This is a genomic window from Pseudomonas nitroreducens (genome assembly GCF_024170165.1).
Classification (GTDB): domain Bacteria; phylum Pseudomonadota; class Gammaproteobacteria; order Pseudomonadales; family Pseudomonadaceae; genus Pseudomonas; species Pseudomonas nitroreducens_C.
Window position 1 is genome coordinate 1 of record NZ_JALJXP010000024.1, and the last position, 17,526, is coordinate 17,526.

General features: G+C 66.0%; 15 protein-coding genes. 14 read left to right on the forward strand and 1 reads right to left on the reverse strand.

Annotated elements, in window-relative coordinates; translation table 11 throughout:
- Window positions 1–105: 105 nt before the first annotated feature.
- Entirely contained in the window at window positions 106–1,290 is a 1,185-nt protein-coding gene (pobA, locus tag J2T47_RS28885; RefSeq protein ID WP_253454191.1) for a 4-hydroxybenzoate 3-monooxygenase, read from the reverse strand.
- A gap of 117 nt (window positions 1,291–1,407) precedes the next feature.
- On the opposite strand from pobA, the gene J2T47_RS28890 reads away from it, so the two are divergent.
- The 14 genes from J2T47_RS28890 (at window position 1,408) to J2T47_RS28955 (ending at window position 17,243) form a co-directional block, all read left to right on the forward strand.
- Window positions 1,408–2,277, forward strand: coding sequence for a helix-turn-helix domain-containing protein (locus tag J2T47_RS28890; RefSeq protein ID WP_253454216.1), 870 nt, complete (start codon window positions 1,408–1,410; stop codon window positions 2,275–2,277).
- 6 nt (window positions 2,278–2,283) lie between these two features.
- On the forward strand, window positions 2,284–3,213 hold the full coding sequence (gene pcaQ / locus J2T47_RS28895; protein ID WP_253454193.1) for a pca operon transcription factor PcaQ: 930 nt from the start codon (window positions 2,284–2,286) through the stop codon (window positions 3,211–3,213).
- Between the two features lie 117 nt (window positions 3,214–3,330).
- A complete protein-coding gene (gene pcaH / locus J2T47_RS28900; protein ID WP_253454195.1) occupies window positions 3,331–4,050 on the forward strand; it encodes a protocatechuate 3,4-dioxygenase subunit beta in 720 nt (239 codons plus the stop codon).
- Window positions 4,051–4,062: 12 nt separating this feature from the next.
- Window positions 4,063–4,668: a protocatechuate 3,4-dioxygenase subunit alpha gene (gene pcaG, locus J2T47_RS28905; protein WP_253454196.1), complete on the forward strand. Its 606-nt coding sequence runs from the start codon at window positions 4,063–4,065 to the stop codon at window positions 4,666–4,668.
- A complete protein-coding gene (gene zapE / locus J2T47_RS28910; protein ID WP_253454198.1) occupies window positions 4,658–5,737 on the forward strand; it encodes a cell division protein ZapE in 1,080 nt (359 codons plus the stop codon). The genes pcaG and zapE overlap by 11 nt, the downstream gene beginning before the upstream one ends.
- A gap of 408 nt (window positions 5,738–6,145) precedes the next feature.
- Complete coding sequence (locus tag J2T47_RS28915; protein ID WP_017519476.1) at window positions 6,146–6,988, forward strand: IclR family transcriptional regulator; 843 nt, start codon at window positions 6,146–6,148, stop codon at window positions 6,986–6,988.
- A 291-nt stretch (window positions 6,989–7,279) separates the two neighbouring features.
- The gene (locus J2T47_RS28920; RefSeq protein WP_253454200.1) at window positions 7,280–8,629 is read left to right on the forward strand and encodes an MFS transporter; all 1,350 of its coding nucleotides are present in this window, start codon (window positions 7,280–7,282) and stop codon (window positions 8,627–8,629) included.
- A gap of 305 nt (window positions 8,630–8,934) precedes the next feature.
- A complete protein-coding gene (locus tag J2T47_RS28925; RefSeq protein ID WP_253454202.1) occupies window positions 8,935–9,420 on the forward strand; it encodes a GspH/FimT family pseudopilin in 486 nt (161 codons plus the stop codon).
- The gene (gene pilV, locus J2T47_RS28930) at window positions 9,417–9,959 is read left to right on the forward strand and encodes a type IV pilus modification protein PilV (RefSeq protein WP_253454204.1); all 543 of its coding nucleotides are present in this window, start codon (window positions 9,417–9,419) and stop codon (window positions 9,957–9,959) included. Before J2T47_RS28925 ends, pilV begins: the two co-directional genes overlap by 4 nt.
- 1 nt (window position 9,960) lies before the next feature.
- Complete coding sequence (locus J2T47_RS28935; RefSeq protein ID WP_253454206.1) at window positions 9,961–10,737, forward strand: PilW family protein; 777 nt, start codon at window positions 9,961–9,963, stop codon at window positions 10,735–10,737.
- A complete protein-coding gene (locus J2T47_RS28940) occupies window positions 10,734–11,276 on the forward strand; it encodes a pilus assembly PilX family protein (RefSeq protein WP_253454208.1) in 543 nt (180 codons plus the stop codon). The genes J2T47_RS28935 and J2T47_RS28940 overlap by 4 nt, the downstream gene beginning before the upstream one ends.
- 43 nt (window positions 11,277–11,319) lie before the next feature.
- On the forward strand, window positions 11,320–15,642 hold the full coding sequence (locus J2T47_RS28945) for a PilC/PilY family type IV pilus protein (protein WP_253454210.1): 4,323 nt from the start codon (window positions 11,320–11,322) through the stop codon (window positions 15,640–15,642).
- A 12-nt stretch (window positions 15,643–15,654) separates the two neighbouring features.
- Entirely contained in the window at window positions 15,655–16,068 is a 414-nt protein-coding gene (locus tag J2T47_RS28950; protein WP_253454212.1) for a type IV pilin protein, read from the forward strand.
- Between the two features lie 221 nt (window positions 16,069–16,289).
- Window positions 16,290–17,243: an AraC family transcriptional regulator gene (locus tag J2T47_RS28955; RefSeq protein ID WP_253454214.1), complete on the forward strand. Its 954-nt coding sequence runs from the start codon at window positions 16,290–16,292 to the stop codon at window positions 17,241–17,243.
- The last annotated feature ends 283 nt before the right edge of the window (window positions 17,244–17,526 follow it).

The following is a 17,526-nucleotide window of genomic DNA, read 5'->3' on the forward strand; positions in this document are numbered from 1 at the left end:
AAACTGGCCCGGATTGCCTTTGCTCTGATGAAGACTCAACAGCCGTATCGGCCTACGGCCGATACGGTGGGGTAGACATAGAATCTCCTACAGGGGAGTCAGGTGTCAGGCCACTGCCTCGAACGGCAGGCCGACGTAGTTTTCCGCGATGGTCGTGCGCCCGGCCTCGGAGCCGAGGAAGTAGTCCAGTTCGGTTTCCAGCATGCGTCGGGTGAAGGCGTCGCTGTCGGGGAACTGGTGCAGCATCGAGGTCATCCACCAGGAGAAGCGCTCGGCCTTCCAGATGCGGCGCAGGGCGATGGGCGAGTACTGCTCCAGCAGGTCGATGCGGCCTTCGCCGTAGACCTTCACCAGGATGCGGTGCAGCGCGTCGACGTCGCTGGCGGCGAGGTTCAGGCCCTTGGCACCGGTGGGGGGGACGATGTGGCCGGCGTCACCGACGAGGAACAGCCGGCCGTATTGCAGTGGCTCTACCACGAAGCTGCGCAGCGGGGCGATGCTCTTTTCCAGCGCCGGGCCGGTGACCAGCTGGCGCGCGGCGTCTTCGGGAATCCGGCGTTTGAGTTCTTCCCAGAAGCGTTCGTCGGACCAGTCCTCCACTTTCTCTTCCAGTCCTACCTGCAGGTAGTAGCGGCTGCGGGTGGCGCTGCGCTGGCTGCACAGGCTGAAGCCGCGCTCGCTGCTGGCGTAGATGAGTTCATGGTTGACCGGCGGGGTGTCGCTGAGCAGGCCGAGCCAGCCGAACGGGTAGACGCGCTCGAAGACGCTCAGGCGCTCGGCGGGAATGCTGCGCCGGGCCACGCCGTGGAAACCGTCGCAGCCGGCGATGTAGTCGCAGTCCAGACGGACGCGTTCGCCCTGGTGAGTGAAAGTGACGTAGGGCTTTTCGCTGGTGACGTCATGCAGTTCCACGTCGGCGGCTTCGTACACGCTCATCGCGCCGCTGGCTGCGCGGGCCTGCATCAGGTCGCGGGTGACTTCGGTCTGGCCGTAGACCATCACCTGCTTGCCGCCGGTGAGGGCATTGAGGTCGATGCGCTCGCGGCGGCCGTTGAGCACCAGTTCGAAGCCGTCATGGAGCAGACCTTCGGCGTCCATCCGCGCGCCCGCATTGGCTTCGCGCAGCAGGTCGGCGGTGCCCTGTTCGAGCACGCCGGCGCGGATGCGGCCGAGCACGTAGTCCGGCGTCTGGCGTTCGAGGATCACGGTGTCGATGCCAGCCTTGTGCAGCAGCTGGCCGAGTAGGAGGCCGGCAGGGCCGGCGCCGATGATGGCGACTTGAGTCTTCATGGGGTGGCTCCTTGGAGAGCGCTGTTGTTTTTGTCTCCTGCATTTTTTGTGGATGGGATCGGCCTTTGAAGGTAATTTCCAACAGTCTTCTTGGACTTTTCATGGATGTGGGCGGTGATCGAACAACGTGCTGACACGCTGGTCCCGGTGTTCCGCCTGTATGGCGAGACGACGGCATGGCCGACGCCGGACCTGATCCACTGCGAATCCATCGCTTCGCGCAGCCGCCTGCACGACTGGGAAATCCGCCCGCACCGGCATGGCGATCTGGTGCAGCTGCTGTATGTGCAGTCCGGCGCGGCGGAACTGGAAGTGGAGGGGCGGGTGACGCTGGTTCGCGAGGCTTCGCTGCAGGTCACGCCGGCGCTGGCGGTGCACGGTTTCCGCTTCGCCGAGGATGTGCAGGGCTGGGTGCTGAGCATGGGCCTGCCGCTGGCCGAGCAGCTCGGCGGCCTGCTGCAAAGCTCGGTGCTGGAGCAACCGGCATGCTTCGCCGTGGGCGAGGGCAAGCGTCAGCTGGACGGGCTTTTCGAGTCCATCGAGCGCGAGTACGCCGAGCCGGCGCCGGGGCGCGACCTGATGCTGCAGTCGTTGCTCAACATGCTGCTGGTCTGGCTCAGCCGCCGCGCGCTGGAACAGGCGCGTGCGCAGGCGAGCCAGCAGGATCGCGGCGTCGAGCATGTGCATGGGTTTTCCCGCCTGCTGGAGCAGGACTTCCGTGAACACCGACCCATCGAGCACTACGCGGCGGCGCTGGGCATCAGCGCCGCGCACCTCAATGCGCTGTGCCGGCGCCTGGCCGGGCAGTCGGCGTTGCAGATGATCCACCAGCGCCTGCTGCTGGAGGCCAAGCGCAACCTGGTGTACACAGCCATGACCATCCAGCAGGTGTCGGACAGCCTGGGCTTTTCCGAACCCGCCTACTTCTCCCGATTCTTCAAGCGCTATGCCGGGGTCTCACCCCGCGCGTTCCGCGAGCCGCGTTGAGCCGCCATGAATATCGATTCGCGTATCAAGTTCCGCCACCTGGTGTGTTTCCTCGAAGTGGCCCGCCAGGGCAGCCTGGCCCGTGCCGCCGACGCCCTGGCGGTGAGCCAGCCGGCCATCTCGAAGACGCTCAAGGAGCTGGAGGACCTGCTCGAAGCCAGCCTGTTCGAACGCGGCAAGAGCGGCGCCAGCCTGACCGAGGCGGGCGTGGCCTTCCTGCGCTACGCCGGCCCCTGCGTGCAGGCGCTGCGCGACGGGGTGAACAGCCTGCGCGGCGGCGAATACGCCTCCAGCACGGTGCGCCTGGGCGTGCTCTCCACCGTGGAGAGCCTGCTGATGCCGGAGACGGTACGGCGCCTGCACGAACGCCACCCGGCGCTGGTGGTCAGCGTGGTGACCGGGCCGAGCGCGCACCTGCTCTCGCAACTGCGCGTCGGCGAGCTGGACCTGGTGGTCGGCCGCATGACCGAAAGCCCGCAGATCCAGGGCCTGGCCTTCGAGCACCTGTACAGCGAATCCATGACCCTGGTGGCCCGCGCCGGCCATCCGCTGCAGGGTCGCCCGTTGCCACCCTCGGCCCTGGACGACTGGCCGCTGGTGCTGCCGCTGGCCGGCACCACCATCCGCAAGTCCGCCGACAGCCTGCTGGTGCAGAGCGGCCTCGGCCAGCCGCGACGCCGGCTGGAAACCCTGTCCACGGTGCTCAGCCGTCGTTATGTATTGACCAGCGACGCGCTGTGGATCGCCCCGCTGGATTCGGTGCGCCTGGACCTGCGCTCCGGCGAGATCGTCGAACTGCCTCTGGATGTACAGGAGCCGGGCGGTTCAGTGGGGGTTTGCAGCAACTCGACGCTGCCGCTTTCGCTGGGTGCGCACTGGTGCCTTGAGGTGCTGCGCGAGGTCGGCGAAGCGTACCGCGAGGGTGTTTATCCATAACCATCAGGTTATGGATTGCGGGCATCTTTTCAGTTTTCGCTATCGGGCCTGCGGGCGACACTCCGCCGCACTGCCTGATGCAACAGGCTCCTATAAATCCAACAAGAGGAGACCGACATGTCCGACGCGGAAAACAGCCGCTTCGTCATTCGTGACCGAAACTGGCACCCCAAAGCCCTCACCCCCGACTACAAGACCTCCATCGCCCGCTCCCCGCGCCAGGCGCTGGTGAGCATTCCGCAATCGGTCTCGGAAACCAGCGGCCCGGACTTCTCGCACCTGAAGATGGGCGAGCACGACAACGACCTGCTGCTCAACTTCAACAACGGTGGCCTGCCCATCGGCGAGCGCATCATCGTCTCCGGCCGGGTGCTGGACCAGTACGGCAAGCCCGTACCGCACACCCTGGTGGAAATGTGGCAGGCCAACGCCGGCGGCCGCTACCGCCACAAGAACGACCGCTACCTGGCGCCGCTGGACCCGAACTTCGGCGGCGTCGGCCGCGCGCTGACCGACAGCGAAGGGCGCTACGTCTTCCGCACCATCAAGCCCGGCCCGTACCCGTGGCGCAACGGCCCGAACGACTGGCGCCCGGCGCATATCCACTTCTCCATCAGCGGCCCGTCGATCTCCACGCGGTTGATCACCCAGCTGTACTTCGAGGGTGACCCGCTGATCCCGATGTGCCCCATCGTCAAGTCCATCGCCAACCCGGACGCGGTGGAGTCGCTGATCGCCAAGCTCGACATGAGCAACGCCAACCCCATGGATTGCCTGGCCTACCGCTTCGACATCGTGCTGCGCGGCCAACGCAAGACCCATTTCGAAAACCGCTGAGGAGGACCGACCATGCCTATCGAACTGCTGCCGGAAACCCCCTCGCAGACTGCCGGCCCCTACGTACACATCGGCCTGGCGCTGGCTGCCGCCGGCAACCCTGGCCGTGACCAGGAAATCTGGAGCGAGATGGCCAAGCCCGGCGCACCCGGCGAACACATCCTGCTGATCGGCCATGTGTACGACGGCAACGGCCACCTGATCCGCGATTCCTTCCTGGAGCTGTGGCAGGCAGATCACCAAGGTGTGTATGACGCTGCCTACGACCTGGAGAAGCCCTTCAACGGCTTCGGACGCACGGCAACCACCTTCGACGCCGGCGAATGGCAGGTGCAGACCATCAAGCCCGGTGTGGTGAAAAACGCCGCCGGCGTGCCCATGGCGCCGCACATCAACGTCTCGCTGTTTGCCCGTGGCATCAACATCCACCTGCAGACCCGCCTGTACTTCGAGGACGAGGCTCAGGCGAACGCCGTGGACCCGGTGCTGAACCTCATCGAGCAGCCCGAACGTCGGCAAACCCTCATTGCAAAGCGTTGCGAGGTGGACGGGAAGCTCGCTTACCGGTTTGATATCCGCGTCCAGGGAAATGCGGAAACGGTGTTCTTTGACTTCTGACACACGACTACAGGAAACATCCGCCGAACCGGTCGCCGACCGTGTCCGGCGGCACTTCGCCGCCGCACTCGATGAGCGTGGCTACAAGGCGGACGAGGCCCAGATGGCGGCGGTGGACCACCTCGCCAACTGGCTCGACGACTTCCTCGCCGGCCGCCACGGCTTCCTGCGCAAGCCGGTGGCGGGCGTCTACCTATGGGGCGGCGTGGGGCGCGGCAAGAGCTTCGTCATGGATCAGTTCTTCGCCGCCGCACCGACCCAGGCCAAGCGCCGCGTGCACTTCCATGCCTTCCTGCAGGAACTGCAGGGGCGCATGTTGGCGATCACCGGGCAATCCGACCCGCTGGTGCGCGTGGCCCGCGCCATTGCCGAAGAAACCCGGTTGCTGTGCTTCGACGAATTCCATGTGCACGACATCGGCGACGCCATGCTCCTGGGGCGGATGCTGAAGGTGCTGGTGGACGAAGGTGTAGGTCTGGTCTGTACGTCCAACTACGAGCCGGAAAATCTCTGTCCGAATCCGCTGTACCGCGAGCGCTTCCGCCCGGCCATCGAGCTGATCGAAAAACGCTTCGAGGTGATCTCGGTGGACGCCGGGCAGGACTACCGCGAGCACAGCACGTCGCTGGAGGAGTGGGGCAGCTTCCTCTGGCCTGCCCGCGCCGACGACCTGGAGCTGATCGGCTCGCGGCTGGGGCTGGCGGCGGACGCGAAGTTCGACGAGGTGCTCAGCGTCAACCACCACCCGCTGAAGGTGCATGCCCACGATGATCATTGCGCGTGGATGGATTTCAGCGAGATGTTCGAACGCCCGCGCTCGGCCAGCGACTACCTGTGGTTGATCGAGCACTACCCGCGCATGGCGGTGAGCGGCCTCGGCCCGCTGGCGGATTACCCGCCGGACGTGAGCATGCGCTTCCTCAACTTCATCGACATCGCCTATGACCGCCAGCTCAAGCTGCAGCTGTTCGCCTCGGTGTCGCTGGAGGACCTGGCAGCGGGCGGCGCGGCGCTGGACTTCTCGCGCACGCTGAGCCGGTTGCGGCAGTTGAAGCTGGAGCCGTTGTAGCCGCGCTGTTTCAGCGAAGGACGGATTCAACCTGTAGGAGCGGGCCATGCCCGCGATCGCGAGCATGGCTCGCTCCTACAGGGGGGCGCGAAGCTGTGGTGCCTTCAGAAACCATCGCGGACGGAGTCCACTCCTACGCCGCCCGTTAGTCCGCTGCGAGGGCTTGCCCTCTCCCTAACCCTCTCCCTGAAGGGAGAGGGGATAGGTTCGCTGCAGATTGAAACTATGGCATCAGCCGGTACGGACGGCTCCCTCTCCCTTCAGGGAGAGGGCGGGGGGGAGGGTTGAGGTGCGCAGACAGTTTCCGAGCTATACGAGAAGCACTGTTCGGTAATCGGCTACTTGTGTTGCGATAATCGCCCGCACGTGTCGATAATCGCCCGGCATTCGCCTGCCAGGACAACAACAATGACCGACGCCCCCCGTGCCAGCCTGCCGCCCCTCGCGCCGCCGATCATCGCTTCGCCCGCCAAGCGCATCGAGGCCTTCACCGGCGACCCGAATTTCATGACCTCGCTGGCCCGCGGCCTGGCGGTGATCCATGCGTTTCAGGAGCGCAAGCGCCACCTGACCATCGCGCAGATCAGCCACCGCACCGAGATCCCCCGCGCGGCCGTGCGCCGCTGCCTGCACACGCTGATGAAGCTGGGCTACGTCACCTCCGATGGCCGCACCTATTCGCTGCTGCCCAAGGTGCTGACCCTCGGCCACGCCTACCTGTCCTCGACGCCGCTGGCGGTCACCGCCCAGCCCATCCTCGACCGCCTCAGCGAGCAACTGCACGAGGCCTGTTCCATGGCCACGCTGGAGGGCGACGAGATTCTCTACATCGCCCGCTCGGCCACGCCGCAGCGCCTGATCTCGGTGGACCTGAGCGTCGGCAGCCGGCTGCCGGCGTACTGCACGTCCATGGGCCGCATCCTCCTCGCCGGTCTGAACGACGATGCGCTGGAGGATTACCTCGCCCACGCCGATTTACAGGTGAAGACCAGCCGCACCGTGCACACCCCGGAAATGCTCCGCGCGAGCATCGCTGAGATCCGCCAGCAGGGCTGGGTGATCATCGACCAGGAGCTGGAAGTCGGCCTGCGTTCCATTGCCGTGCCGCTGAAGGATTCCGCCGGCCAGGTGCTGGCCGCGCTGAACGTCGGCACCCATGCCGGCCGCGTCTCGCGCCAGGAGCTGGAAACGCGCTTCCTCCCAGTGCTGCTGGAGGCCAGCCGCGAGCTGGGCACGCGACTGTTCCATTGAGTGGGGGAGAGGGCCGGGGCGCGTATGCCGGCCTGCGGCATTCCCTGTTCGCTAACCGCCCACAGGCGCGATTATCGAATTGAACGGCTGTACGTCTCTTCGTACTGTTGAGCGACCCGTCCAGCCGGACGGGCAATAACAACAATGAGCGTCAGCCATGGCCCCTGTGTGCCTGCCCCATCCGCCGGTCCGTGCGTCCACCGGCTCGCGCCTCATTCCTGTCCAGCTTGCGGGAGTGCGGGGCGATAAAGCCGGCCTTCCCGCGACGACGCCTTCGCAGGAAGTCTTCGCATGACCAGTTCCGCCCACGTGCCCGCTGCCGGCACCCTCGACGTCCAGTCCTTCATCAACGCCCAGCCGCTGTCGCTGTACCAGTGCCGCATCGTGCTGCTTTGCTTCCTCATCGTCTTCCTCGACGGCCTGGATACCGCCGCCATGGGCTTCATCGCCCCGGCGCTGACCCAGGACTGGGGCATCGACCGCGCCAGCCTCGGTCCGGTGATGAGCGCCGCGCTGATCGGCATGGTGTTCGGCGCCCTGGGCTCCGGCCCGCTGGCCGACCGTTTCGGGCGCAAGGGCGTGCTGGTGGTGGCGGTGTTCCTCTTCGGTCTGTTCAGCCTGATCTCGGCCTACAGCAGCAACCTCGAACAGTTGATGGCGCTGCGCCTGCTGACCGGCATCGGCCTGGGCGCGGCGATGCCCAACGCCACCACGCTGCTGTCGGAGTACACCCCGGAGCGTCTCAAGTCGCTGCTGGTGACCAGCATGTTCTGCGGCTTCAACCTGGGCATGGCGTCGGGCGGCTTCGTCTCCGCCAAACTGATCCCGGCCTACGGCTGGCACAGCCTGCTGCTGCTCGGCGGCTTGCTGCCGCTGCTGCTGGCGGCGGTGCTGCTGGTGTGGCTGCCGGAGTCGGCGCGTTTCCTGGTGGTGCGCAATCGCGGGGCGGACAAGGTCAAGCGCGTGCTGGCGCCCATCGCGCCGGCCGAAGTGGTCGCTGCCCGTGACTTCAGCGTGCCCGAACAGAAGACGGTGCAGAGCCGCAACGTGTTCAAGGTGATCTTCTCCGGCACCTACAGCGCGGGAACCCTGCTGCTGTGGCTGACCTACTTCATGGGCCTGGTGATCGTCTACCTGCTCACCAGCTGGCTGCCGACGCTGATGCGCGATGCCGGCGCGAGCATGGAGCAGGCCGCCTTCATCGGCGCGCTGTTCCAGTTCGGCGGGGTGCTCAGTTCGGTCGCAGTGGGCTGGGCCATGGACCGCTTCAACCCGCACAAGGTCATCGGCATCTTCTACTGCCTGGCCGGGGTGTTCGCCTATTGCGTCGGACAGAGCCTGGGCACCGTCACACTGCTGGCGACCCTGGTGCTGGCCGCCGGCATGTGCGTGAACGGCGCGCAGTCGGCCATGCCGTCGCTGGCCGCACGCTTCTATCCGACTCAAGGTCGTGCGACGGGGGTTTCCTGGATGCTTGGCATTGGTCGTTTCGGCGCCATCCTCGGTGCCTGGATCGGCGCCACGCTGCTGGGCATGGGCTGGAACTTCGAGCAGGTGCTGACCGCGCTGGTGCTGCCCGCCGCCATCGCCACCGCCGCGGTGCTGATCAAGGGGCTGGTGAGCCACGCCGACGCGACCTGACGGACGCGTCTGAAGGGGCCGCGATGCAGGGTCGCGGCGCTTCCGCCGGCGGGCGTCTCCGGCGCTGCAGAGCTCGACGCAATGTCGGTTGCTCTGGCGTCAAAAGGATGAACGGTCGCTGAGCGGGAGTGAACGGTCGAAAAATCGCTCCGTTTCACCGAATTAGATTCAACTCTCTGAAGAAATTGCTGTCGGACCAATAGCCAATCTTTGTCCTGGCACCCCAAAAGGGGGACTCCACACGGAGCCCGGCCACCTGACCATCGTTGGAAAAGTCCATGTTTCCTCATGCAGTTGGATGCACGTTGTCCCGCCTGATAGTTCGGCGGAGTCCCGGACGCCAGGAAGGCTTCTCCCTGGTGGAGCTGATGGTGGTTGTCGCACTGCTGGCGATCTTCGCCGGCGTGGCCCTGCCGGGCTTCCGCTACCTGATCGAGTCCAGCCGGGTGCAGAGCGGCGCCTCGACGCTTTTCCGGCTGCTCCAGGCCTCCCGCGCTGACGCGGTGAATACCCGCCAGACCCTCACGCTTTGCCCCGGCAGTGGAAACCTGCAGTGGGTGGTGGTGCGCGCCAGCAACTGTGGCTCGATCACCACGACCTCGGTGAGCCAGCGCCTGGACCTGCCCGGCAGCCTCAGCGTGAGCAGCAGCGTCAGCAATCTCTCGTTCAAGCCCGATGGCAGCGCCGCAGCGGCGGACGTGGGCATTTCCAGCAGCGGCACCAGCAAGGCGTTCAGCATCAAGGTGGCCGCCTCCGGTTACATCAGCCTGCAGGGAGCGGCCGCGCGATGAAGCGACGCATGGCGGGGTTCAGTCTCGTGGAAGTCCTGGTGGCTCTGCTGGTCACCAGTTTCGGCGTACTCGGCATGCTGGCGATGCAGGGGCGAACCATCGGCTACGCCCAGGACACCATCCTGCGCAGCAACGCCGCGGAGCTGGCGGATGAGCTGATGGAGATGATGCGCACGGACATCTATTCGACCCAGGACGGCAGCGCCGCTCAGGTAGTGCCGCCTTCCGCCTGGGGTTACTACAAGGCCGCCAGCGCTGCCTTTCCCGCGGCTCCCGGCAGCTGCGCCTCGCTGGCGACGCTGACCGCCAGCCAGCGCCTGGCCTGCTGGGCGCAGCGGGTGAACCAGGCGCTGCCGGGCGCCTCGGACCTGGCCAGCGAGTTTTATGTCTGTCGCACCAACGGCACCAGCAAGTGCAGCAACAGCGGGTCGGCCATCGAGATCCAGCTGGCCTGGCGGGTGAAGGCGGGCGAGTGCCTGGATGCCAGCGCCACCGGCGACAACACCATCTGCCGCTACGTACTGCGGGAGGAACCCTAGGATGCACGGGCCGGGCGCGCGCAGTCAGGTCGGGGTCACGCTCATCGAGCTGATGATCGCCATGGGCCTGAGCCTGTTCCTGATCCTGGGCGTGACCCAGATGTTCCTCGACGGACAGAACCGTTCGCGCTACTTCGACGGCCAGGCGCAGAACCAGGACAGCGCACGCTACGCCCAGCAGATGCTCGACGGGCGCCTGTCGAAAGCCGGTTACCGGCGTCTGCCATCCTCGCGGATGACCGCCGCTTTTCCCGCGCAGACCAGCAACGGCTGCGTCTTCGCCGCCGGCCAGGCGCTGGTGCGGGTGGATGCCAATACCGTCTGCCTGCGCTACCAGCCGCGCGACACCACCGACGTCGACTGCACCGGCGCATCGCTGGCCAGCCGCGCCGGGGTGAACAAGCCCTACAGCAACTACAGCCCGAGCAACAACGTGGTCGAGAAGCTCACCCTGAGCAACGGCCAGCTGACCTGCAACGGCAGCTCCCTGGTGGAGAACGTGGTGGCGTTGCGTTTCGACTTCGGTGTGGACAGCAGCAGCGATGAATTCAATCGCCAGGTGGCGCAGTACGTCGCCACGCCGGCCAGCGGCCAGACAGTGCGCAGCCTGCGTTACGCGCTGTTGCTGGCCAGCAGCGGTTCGGTGAGCGGCGGGTTGGTTGCCACCACCTGCCAGCGCTGGCAGGACCTCTACGGCAGCAAGGCCTGCACCGATGGCGACGGGCCCGTGCGGCGCATCGTCAGCGGTACCAGCATGTTGAGGAACCTGATGCCATGAAACGACTGTCTTCCCGCCGGCAGCGCGGCGCGGTGTTGTTCGTTGCGCTGGTGATGCTGCTGCTGATCACCCTGGCCGCCGTCAGTGGCATGCGCGGCATGCAGCTGGAAGGGCGGATGACCGGCAATCGTCTGGAGCAGCAGCGGCTGATGAGCGCGGCCGAGTCCGCGCTGCGCGAAGGGGAGGGGCGCCTGCGCAAGAACACCCGCGCACTGGACAACTGCACGGCGGGAACCACGCCCTGTTTCACCGCCGCGGCGACCAACTACAGCACTGACTTCAGCAAATCCAACCTCTATTCCGGAATGGACGGCGGCACCAGCCTGCTGCGCAGTGCGCGCTGGTACCTGCGCTACATCTCCAACAACTGCAAGGGTGGCGCGGGTGGCAGCGCGAATTCCTACCTGTCGAAGGGGCAGGTGGGGTGCACCTACTACTACGAGGTCAACTCCCAGGCCTACAAGGGCACGGCCACCAGCAAGGCCTGCGGCGCCGACGCGCTGTGTCTGCGCTCGACCTTCGGGCTGGTGATCCAGTGAATCTTTGCGTTCGTACAAGGATGCCGACGCCATGGCTTGCTTCATGAGAATGCTGCGCGCGACGCTGTTCCTGCTACTGTCCTGCCTGGCCGGTACCCAGGCCTGGGGCGCGTCCCTGGCGCAGACGCCGCTGTTCGTCAGCAACATCGCCCCGCCGATGAACATGCTGGTGGTGGGCCGTGACCAGAAGCTCTACTTCCCGGCCTACAACGACGCCTCCGACATCGACGGCGACGGTCAACTGGACACCTACTACAAGCCCGGCATCGACTACACCGGCTACTTCGATTCCTACAAGTGCTACATCTACGACGTGCTGAGCGGCACCTTCGCGCCGTCCAGCACCACCAGCACCAAGAAGTGCACCAGCGCGGTCGGTCGCTGGAGCGGCGACTTCCTGAACTACCTGACCATGTCGCGCCAGGACGTGCTGCGCAAGGTGCTCTATGGTGGCTACCGCTCCACTGACAGCACCTTCGCCACGGTGCTCGAGCGCGCCTTCATTCCCAACGATGCACACAGCTGGGGCAAGGAATACCTGAGCGTCGCTCGCGACGGTTACAGCCTGGCGGACTACACCCCGATCCCGGTGCCCACCAATGGCAAGTACGTGCTCTTCGCCAACACCTCGATCGGTTCCAGTACCCTGGGCTCGTACAACAGCAGCGCCGCGCCGCGTCTGCGGATCATCACCAGCCTGCAGCAGGCGCTGCTGGGCACCTACCGGATCTGGGGCTGGGTCTCCCGCGAGTCGGCCCAGGGCACCAACACCATCACCAGCACCACCAACAGCGACACCACCATCATTCCCGCCTACGACCTCAACGTCAGGGTGCAGGTGTGCGTGGCCGGGCTGCTGGAAAGCAACTGCGCCCAGTACGGCAGCCTCTACAAGCCCACCGGCGTGCTGCATGACTACGGCGCGGCGGACAAGATGTACTTCGGCCTGGTCACCGGCACCTATGCCAACAACCTGCGCGGCGGCGTCGTGCGCAAGGCGGCGGCGTCCTTCAGCAACGAGTACAACAGCTCCACCGGGCGTTTCCTGACCGATTCCACCACCGGCACCGGCTGCCTCAACGGCCGCTGCTACGTGAACAACAGCGGCATAGTCGCCAACCTCGACCGCCTGGTGTTCTCTGCCGGCTGCACGGATTCCAGCGGCTACAACCTCAACCCGCTGACCAACGGCAAGTGCGTCGACTGGGGCAACCCGCTGGGCGAAATGGCCTATGAGACCCTGCGCTACTATGCCGGCAAGGCGCCCACCGCGGCCTACGCCGCCGGCACGGCCGACACCAGCCTGGGCCTCTCCAGCCTGACCAGCTGGGCCAACCCCTATGGCACCTATCCGTCCTGCACCCGGCCGTTCATGACGCTGATGAGTGACGTCAACCCGAGCTACGACTCCGACGTGCCGGGCAGCTCCCTGGGTACCGACAGCCAGCCGACCAACGACATCAGCTTCGACTTCGCTGCCATCGGCGCCAACCTGTGGAGCCGCGAGGTCGGCGGCAGCGCCTCGGTGAACGTCGGCCAGTCGGGTGGCACCAATGACTCAGCGCCCACCGCCAAGACCGCCAGCAGTTTCGCCACCATCCGCGGGCTGGCCGAGGAGCCCACGCGCCAGGGCAGCTACGCGACTTCGGCGGTGTCCTTCTTCGGCAGCCAGAACGCGCTGACCACCGCGGGCTCGAACCGGGTGCAGAGCTTCTCCATCGCGCAGTCCTCGACCCTGCCCAACATCCGCATCAGGACCAGCAAGGGCACGCTGCGCCTGGTGCCGTTCAGCATGAACGTCAGCCAGAGCGTGGTCAGCCAGATCACCGGCTTCTACATCGACACCCTGACCAAGGACAGCGCCGGCAACCTCACCTCCATCACCTTCCGCGTGGTCTACGACGACTCCGCCCAGGGCCGCGACTACGACATGGACGCCATCGTGCTCTACACCGTGACGGCCAGGAGCGACGGTACCGTGGATGTGACCAGCCAGACCGAATACTCGGTGGCCGGTGATGAATCGCACATGGGTTACACCATGGCCGGCACCACGAAGGACGGTGTCTACCTGGAGGTCACCGGCGGTGGCAGCGGCAGCTCGCGCTTCCGGCTCGATACTCCGGATGGCCGATCCCCCGGCGACTGCTCGTCGATCACCTGCGCGCTGTTGCCTGGCCTGAGCGGCAGCAGCGGAGCGCTCAGCGGTAGCCGGCCGGCCTACCACACGCGCAACTTCACGCCCTCGGCCACCACGGCAGTGACCAACCTGCAGGACCCCCTGTGGTACGCCGCCAAGTACGGCAAGACCGACCTCACCAACTGGGACCGCGACGGCGATGGCGTACCGGACAATTACTTCCTGGTCAGCAACCCCGGCAAGCTGGCCTCCCAGCTCAAGTCGGCGTTCGACGACATCCTCCAGCTCAATACGTCGGTCGCCGCCGTGGCGGTCGACTCGCAGTCGCTGGACAGCGGCAGCTACACCTACGGCACCAGTTTCGTCACCGGCGACTGGACCGGCGACCTGCTGAAGAAGCAGCGGACCATGACCACCAGCAGCTCCGGTGCCGTTACCACGACTACCACCACGCTGTGGCGGGCGTCGGCGCAACTGGGCACACCCAGCGCGCGCAACATCCTGTTCGCCAAGAGCGGCGCGCTCACCGCCTTCAACTGGAGCAACCTGACCGCTGCCCAGCAGACCCAGCTCAATCGCACCGTTGCCGGTGTGGTGGACAGCCAGGGGCAGGCGCGGGTCGGTTTCCTGCGCGGTGAGAACAACACCTTCCGTACCCGCACCACGCTGCTCGGCGACATGATCAATTCGGCGCCGGTGCTGGTCAGCGGCTCCGACTACCTGTCCTCGCGCGCCGACGCCCTGGAGGGCAGCACCACCTATGCGGCATTCGCCACCGCGCTGGCAGCGAAGCCCTCGGTGGTCTACGTCGGCGCCAACGACGGCATGCTGCATGCCTTCAACGCGACCACCGGCGCCGAAATCTTCGCCTTCATCCCCAGTGCGGTGATTCCCAACCTCAACGCCCTCACCGCGCCGGACTATGGCAAGCAGCAGGGCACCGAGCACCGCTATTTCGTCGATGGCACCCCGGTGGTGTCCGACGTCTATTACGGCTCGGCCTGGCACAAGGTGCTGCTGGGCAGCCTCGGTGCCGGCGGCCGCGAGGTGTTCGCCCTCGACGTCACCGACCCCGCTGCACCCACGCTGCTCTGGGAGTTCACCAGCGACAACGACAGCAGCCTCGGCTATACCGCGGCGCGGCCCTCCATTGCGCGCCTGCACAACGGCAAGTGGGTGGCCCTGGTGCCCAACGGCTACGACATTGGCAGCAGCACTGCCTCGCTGCTGATCATCGATATCCAGAGCGGCACGCTATTGAAGAAGATCACCGCCACGCCGAGCCTGACTGCCGCCGAAACCGCCGCGCTGGATGGGCTCAACAATGGCCTGTCGCGACTGTACGTGGCCGACGCGAACAATGACGGCATCGCCGACTATGCCTACGGCGGCGACCTGCTGGGCAACCTCTGGCGTTTCGACCTGATCGACACCAGTGTGGGCGACCCGCTCAACACCACCGCCTCGGAGGCGCGCTACGCCGTGTCCTTCGGCGGCAATCCGCTGTATGTCGCGCGCAATGCCAGTGGCACGCGCCAGCCGATCACCACCGCACCGTCTCTGGTCGACCACCCCAGCGGTACCGGCTACATCGTCGCCTTCGGCACCGGCCGCTATCTGCTCACCGCGGACAAGACCTCCACTGCGCAACAGAGCGTCTATGGCATCTGGGACCGCAAGGTCGCCGGCGAGGCCGTCACCTCCTCACTGACGGCGGCGCGCACGCGCAGCAGCCTGCAGGCGCAGACGCTCAGCGCGGGGACCTTCAACGGCACCTCGACCTACACCCTGAGCAACAACGAAGTGGCCTGGTACGACACGTCCGGCAACACCGCCGACGCCAACGTCAACAAATGGGGCTGGTACTTCGACTTCCCGGTGGCCGGTGAACGGCAGATCTACGACATGACGCTCTACGGCTCCGCGCTCATCTTCAGCAGCTCCACGCCGCAGACCGGCACCTGCGCCGCCGGCCTCTCCGGCACCCGCTACGCCATCGATCCCGAGCGCGGCGGGCAGACGCCGTACAACGTCTTCGACCTGAACAACGATGGCACCTTCGATGCGCTCTCGGCCTTCATCACCGGGGGCGGCGACATCAGCATCTCCGGTGGGTACACCTACAGCGGCTCCGACAGCAGCACGACCGGGCTGTCGGATGCCATCCGCACCAATTCCGGCATCGTGAGCGGCCGGCGCACCTGGCAGGTCCAGCCAGCCAACTGACAGGGAGAAAGCATGAACCAACGTCGGCGGGAGAGGGGTTTCACCCTGATCGAACTGATGATCGCGGTGGCGATAGTGGCGATCCTCGCCACCATCGCCTACCCCAGTTACCAGCGTTATGTGCAGCGCAGCCACCGGGTCGAGGCCCAGGCCGTGCTCAGCGAGGCGGCGGCCCGGCAGGAGCGCTACTACTCGCAGAACAATGCCTATGCCAGCACTGCTGCCGCGCTGAACATGACCAGTAATGTCAACGCCCTGCAGTACTACAGCCTGGCCATTTCCAACATCACGGCCACCACCTATACGCTCACTGCCACCGCCACGGGCTCGCAGACCAAGGATGCGCCGTGCCTGAGCCTGAGCCTCGACCAGGCCGGTACCCGCAGCAATACCGGCACGGGGACCGGCACCACCTGCTGGCAATAAGTGGGTAGCGAAAGCGTGCGATTGGCGAACACTGAGCCACAGGTCGAATTGCGCCGGCCGGTACCGGCCCCTAGGGTGAAGCGGATTCGCGGGCTTGCCTGGTACCTGGATGGCCCGCACGACCGTCCATCCCGGCCGTGGCCCGTATTCCGGGCCACGGCATAGACTGGGCGCACGAGCCGCGACGAAGAGCGCGGCCAAACACAAGAGTGAGTGCCTGTATGCAAAGCCTGCTGAGCGAGCGCAGCCGCGTGTTCGAGCGTGCCGACCCCTACGCGGTGTCCGGCTACGTCAACCAGCATGTGGGCACCCACGACCTGCGTCTGCCGGCCCACGGCCATCCCCAGGCCAGCCTCAACCATCGCCGCTTCGCCAGCCTGGACCTGTGCCGCATCAGCTACGGCGGCGCGGTGCGCGTCACCTCGCCGGCGCTGGAGAGCATCTTCCACCTGCAGATCCTCCTCAGCGGCCACTGCCTTTGGCGCGGACAGCGCCAGGAGCACTACCTGGCGCCGGGTGAGCTGCTGCTGATCAACCCGGACGATCCGGTCGACCTGACCTACTCGGACGACTGCGAGAAATTCATCCTCAAGATTCCGGTGACCCTGCTCGAAACCATCTGTGTCGAGCAGCGCTGGAACGCTCCGCGCGCCGGCGTGCGCTTCACCGAGAACCGCTATCGGCTGGGCGAGCTGGAAGGTTTCGTCAATCTGCTGTCGATGGTTTGCCAGGAGTCCGAGGCAGGCGATCGCGTGGCGCGGGTCGACGAGCATTATCAGCAGATCGTTGCCAGCAAGCTGCTGACGCTGCTGAAGACCAACGTCAGTCGCGAGCCCATCGCCGGTGCCAGCGCTTCCTTCGAACGTATCGAGGCGTACATCGAAGGCCACCTGCGCGAGGACATCGACGTCGAGGCCCTGGCGCGCCAGGCGTCCATGAGCCTGCGCTCGCTTTATGCGCTGTTCGAGCGGCACGCCGGCGTCACGCCGCGCCAGTACATCCGCCGGCTCAAGCTGGAGCGCATCCGTGCCTGCCTGAGCGATCCGGCGTGCCCGGTACGCAATGTCACCGAGCTGGCGCTGGACTATGGCTTCCTGCACCTGGGGCGCTTTGCCGAGGGCTACCGCCTGCAGTTCGGCGAGCTGCCGTCGGAGACGCTCAAGCGCCGCGGCTGACCTCTGCCCCTCTGTAGGACGGGCGGGGGCGCCTAGCCCATGCCCGCGATCCGCCGGCAGGGCCGGCGCCGCTTTCTGCTCGAATGTTGATCCTTTATCGCTGCTTTGACTTATGTGTTTCCGCGTCGCTCTGACGTACGCGCGAACTCTGTGTTTCGCCCCCTCGGGCGACCTTCTTTGGCAAACGCCCCAAAGAAGGCAAAGGTCTTGCCCCGGTACGACTCACCCACATAGGTGACAGTTTTGTTCAGGCACATGGGTAACAGTTTCTAACCTGCAGGGG

Coding starts and splice junctions, on each gene's coding strand:
- pobA (WP_253454191.1), bottom strand. CDS start 1,290: ATGAAGACTCAAGTCGCCATCATCGGCGCCGGCCCTGCCGGCCTCCTA.
- pcaQ (WP_253454193.1), top strand. CDS start 2,284: ATGAATATCGATTCGCGTATCAAGTTCCGCCACCTGGTGTGTTTCCTC.
- pcaH (WP_253454195.1), top strand. CDS start 3,331: ATGTCCGACGCGGAAAACAGCCGCTTCGTCATTCGTGACCGAAACTGG.
- pcaG (WP_253454196.1), top strand. CDS start 4,063: ATGCCTATCGAACTGCTGCCGGAAACCCCCTCGCAGACTGCCGGCCCC.
- J2T47_RS28915 (WP_017519476.1), top strand. CDS start 6,146: ATGACCGACGCCCCCCGTGCCAGCCTGCCGCCCCTCGCGCCGCCGATC.
- J2T47_RS28920 (WP_253454200.1), top strand. CDS start 7,280: ATGACCAGTTCCGCCCACGTGCCCGCTGCCGGCACCCTCGACGTCCAG.
- pilV (WP_253454204.1), top strand. CDS start 9,417: ATGAAGCGACGCATGGCGGGGTTCAGTCTCGTGGAAGTCCTGGTGGCT.
- J2T47_RS28935 (WP_253454206.1), top strand. CDS start 9,961: ATGCACGGGCCGGGCGCGCGCAGTCAGGTCGGGGTCACGCTCATCGAG.
- J2T47_RS28940 (WP_253454208.1), top strand. CDS start 10,734: ATGAAACGACTGTCTTCCCGCCGGCAGCGCGGCGCGGTGTTGTTCGTT.
- J2T47_RS28945 (WP_253454210.1), top strand. CDS start 11,320: ATGAGAATGCTGCGCGCGACGCTGTTCCTGCTACTGTCCTGCCTGGCC.
- J2T47_RS28950 (WP_253454212.1), top strand. CDS start 15,655: ATGAACCAACGTCGGCGGGAGAGGGGTTTCACCCTGATCGAACTGATG.
- J2T47_RS28955 (WP_253454214.1), top strand. CDS start 16,290: ATGCAAAGCCTGCTGAGCGAGCGCAGCCGCGTGTTCGAGCGTGCCGAC.